Source organism: Achromobacter sp. SIMBA_011 (genome assembly GCF_046535435.1).
GTDB lineage: Bacteria > Pseudomonadota > Gammaproteobacteria > Burkholderiales > Burkholderiaceae_B > Achromobacter > Achromobacter dolens.
The window spans coordinates 1-275 of sequence record NZ_JAWRWN010000391.1 but is presented as its reverse complement, the minus strand read 5'-3'; the positions used below and the strand labels follow the sequence as shown (position 1 = coordinate 275).

At 62.5% G+C, this 275-nt stretch carries 1 protein-coding gene; it reads right to left on the bottom strand.

The features are described 5' to 3' along the window. Window positions 1-275 (bottom strand): TonB-dependent receptor domain-containing protein (locus SB816_RS31415; protein WP_410548171.1); only part of this gene is annotated, 275 nt, incomplete at both ends.

Here is a 275-nt window from a genome sequence, read left to right as displayed (position 1 = left end):
CTGCGAGACGCCGATGTTGAAATTGTTGTTGCGCTCCACTTTCAGGTTGCGCGATGTTCCCGACGCCGTGGTTGCCAGGCTTTGGCTTGAATAGATCTCGTCGATGACGGGTGCGCGCATCGCATAGGCCCAGTCGGCGAAAAAGGTGGTGCCCGGAACCGCTTCCCAGCGCATGCTGAGAGCCGGCGTCGCGCCGCTATGGGAGACGGCGGAATAATCGTGCCCGGCGGCCGGAGTGTTAAAGCGCGGCGCCGCATTTGGAACGCCTTCGGAGC